The organism is Edaphobacter sp. HDX4, assembly GCF_036877565.1.
Lineage (GTDB): Bacteria > Acidobacteriota > Terriglobia > Terriglobales > Acidobacteriaceae > Edaphobacter.
Genome location: NZ_JAEDXW010000046.1, coordinates 1 through 3355, shown reverse-complemented (window position 1 = coordinate 3355; position 3355 = coordinate 1). Strand labels below are relative to the sequence as shown.

At 58.0% G+C, this 3355-nt stretch carries 2 protein-coding genes; both read left to right on the top strand.

All coding sequences use genetic code 11. The features are described from left to right. The coding region (locus JAO29_RS23035) for a TonB-dependent receptor domain-containing protein (RefSeq protein ID WP_334270631.1) at positions 1 to 1775 on the top strand (1775 nt) is incomplete at its 5' end. A 231-nt stretch (positions 1776 to 2006) separates the two neighbouring features. Further along, a complete protein-coding gene (gene metK / locus JAO29_RS23030) occupies positions 2007 to 3176 on the top strand; it encodes a methionine adenosyltransferase (RefSeq protein WP_334270630.1) in 1170 nt (389 codons plus the stop codon). Positions 3177 to 3355: the final 179 nt, after the last annotated feature.

Sequence of the window (3355 nt, the reverse complement as noted above, 5' to 3'; positions counted from 1 at the left end):
GCAATCACAGCTTCAAATTCGGCGTGGACTACAACCACTACAACAAGACCGAGAACAACGCCGGCGCCAATGCAGGCAGCTTCGCCTTTACCAATGGAAATCTCCCGACGGGATCGAAGGCGCAGCCTTACCAACAGGCCTGGGCGAACTTCCTGACAGGTTTCGTCTCGACCTTCAGCCAGGCGTCCTATGACGTCACGCCGAGCGTCACGGCAAACCAGATTGAAGCCTATGCGCAGGATGACTGGAAGATCACCCCACGTCTAACCCTGAATCTGGGCGTTCGCTACTCCCACTTCGGGCAGCCGTACGACGCGAATCACCAGCTGACCACCTTTGATCCATCGCTGTATAGCGCCAGCAATGCGCCGACAATCGATAAAAACGGCCTGATCTGCGTGGTTGGAGCGCCCTGCACCGGTACAACCCCCAACGGTAATGTCACCAGAACTCAAGCGATCACCAACGGCGTGAGCATCAACGGCCAGAACTCTCCTTATGGCTCGAAGATTGCCGAGAACGATAAGCTGAACTTCGCGCCCCGTGCGGGATTTGCGTTCGACGTCTTCGGCGATGGCAAGACTTCGCTGCGCGGAGGCTATGGCATTGCCTATGACTCCTCGCTGTTCGGAATCTATGAGCAGAACATCTTTCAGAATCCGCCCTTCGTCAACACTCCCACCATCTCCAATACGAGCTTTGACAACCCGGCGGCTGTCTCAGCCAACGTAAGTTACGCTACGCAGGTTCTTCGGGCAACATCCCCGAAGTTCCATACGCCGTATAACCAGCAGTGGTCGCTGGGCGTGCAGCAGCAGATGCCGGGCGGAGTCTTCACGGAGCTCTCGTATGTGGGCAGCCAGCAGGTTCATCTGCTCGGCCTGGTCGACATCAATCAGGCACCGGTGGGAGCATGGGCCGCCGCCAATCCTTCTACCTCCATCACGAGCGGCAATGTAACTCTGCTGAACGGCTATCGTCCGTATAAGGGCTACAGCGCGATTAACTCGGTACTGCCAATCTTCTCGGGCAACTATCACTCGCTGCAGGCTTCCGCACGGAAACAGTGGACGCATGGAACCCTGGTGGCTGCAAACTACACCTGGTCGCATGCGCTGACGAACGCGAATGCAGACCGGTCGGGCGCTCCTCAGATCTCTTCTGACACGCGCGCGGAATACGGTCCATCAGCAGCCGACCGCCGGCACATGTTCAACTTCAACGGCGTCTATGCTCTTCCCTTCTTCTATGAGCAGCATGGCTTTGTCGGTCATATCCTGGGAGGCTGGGAGGTCTCAGGGCTGGGCTACTTCAACACCGGGCTGCCCCTGAACGTAACCACCTCTGGGCTTGATCCTGCAGGCGTCGGAGTCGTGCTCAGCTCGAGCGTCTCCAGCGGACGTCCTGACAGGGTAGGCGACCCAAACCAGGGCGCACCGGGAACCCCGATTCATAACCGTCAGCACTGGTTCAACATCAACGCCTTCAGCGCGGTTCCGACTGGACAGGTTCGCGGCGGCAATGCGCAGCGGAATGTCGTCCAGGGTCCTGGCTGGTGGCGCGCCGACACGGGTCTGTTCAAGAACCTCAACATCACGGAATCAATGCACCTGCAGTTCCGGGGCGAGGCTTTCAACCTGTTCAACCACACCAATCCGGATGGCATCAGCACGGCCAGCCTCATCAGCGCGAGTGGCTTCAGCTCGACGGCTGGAAACATAACCAGCTACCGGGATAAGCGCATTCTCCAGCTTGGAGCGAAGTTTATCTTCTGATGCTCCATCTGGAGACTTCCAAAGGGCGTCCGAATTCTGCGGACGCCCTTTTCTTTTCTCCCCGGGGCAGAGGGAACGCCGTTTAATGTGGGATTGCCCCGTTGGCCTGCCGTGCGTCTCCAATGGCTGTGTTCGTTTTGATACGGACCTCTCTACAAAAGGTAAAATAGAAAGGTTGTACAACCCATAGGGTCTCTGCCTGCATAAAGGCGCCCTCTGAAGGAGCTTCATTTGGCTACACGCGAGCGTTTTCTCTTCACCAGCGAGTCCGTCACCGAAGGTCATCCGGACAAGATCGCCGACCAGGTCTCTGATGCGATTCTTGATGCCTGCCTGGCACAAGATCCCTATAGCCGTGTGGCATGCGAGACCCTGACCTGCACGGGCCTGGTTGTTATCGCAGGCGAGATCACCACAGAGGCCTACGTCGACTTCCAGAGCCTTGTACGCGGAACCATCGCTGCGATCGGCTATGACAACGCTCTCTATGGCTTCGATTCAAATACCTGCGCCGTCATCTCGACCATCAACAAGCAGTCAGGGGACATCGCCATGGGCGTCGACACCGGCGGCGCCGGGGACCAGGGCATGATGTTTGGTTATGCCACCAATGAAACTCCTGAGCTGATGCCGACCCCCATTTCGCTGGCCCATCGCCTGGCTCTCAAGCTGAGCGAAGTTCGGAAAAGCGGCAAGATGTCTTACCTCAGGCCTGACGGTAAGAGCCAGGTCACGGTGGAGTACGACTCCAATCACAAACCGGTTCGCGTGGATGCTGTCGTAATCTCTACACAGCACGCAGAGACCGTGGGAAACGACGAGCTGCGCGGCGACATCCTGAAGAATGTCATCCAGGCGGTTATCCCTGCTGAACTTCTCGACGAGAACACCAAATATCACATCAACCCCACCGGCCGCTTCGTCGTCGGCGGTCCGATGGGAGACACGGGCCTCACCGGCCGCAAGATTATCGTGGACACCTATGGCGGCATGGGCCGTCACGGCGGAGGAGCCTTCAGCGGCAAGGACGCCACCAAAGTTGACCGCTCGGCTGCCTACATGGCGCGTTATGTGGCCAAGAACGTCGTCGCTGCCGGTCTGGCCGACCGTTGCGAAGTTCAGCTCGCATACGCGATCGGCGTTGCCGAGCCTGTAAGCGTCCGTGTGGACACGTTTGAAACTGGCAAGGTCGACGAGACAAAGCTGGTCGAACTGGTGCGCAAGAACTTCTCGCTGACGCCCAAAGGGATCATCGAGAGCCTGCAGCTGCGCCGTCCTATCTTCAAGGCTACAGCCGCTTACGGCCACTTTGGCCGCACCGGAGAGAGCTTCACGTGGGAGGCGACCGACAAAGCCGCCGCTCTCAAGGAGCAGGCACAGGCGCTGACCGCAGCGAAATAAGCACTCGGATCAGATGCGCTATCGAGGGCGAGCCAACGCGGCTCGCCCTCAGATTTTGGATGATCGCTTTATAACCCACTTCGAAGGCACAACCGTCGTTCTTCTTCGTGCATCGAATGAAAATCTATGTTGATCCGCTCGGAGTATGACATTCAGTTCGACCTTCCTGCGCCATCAAC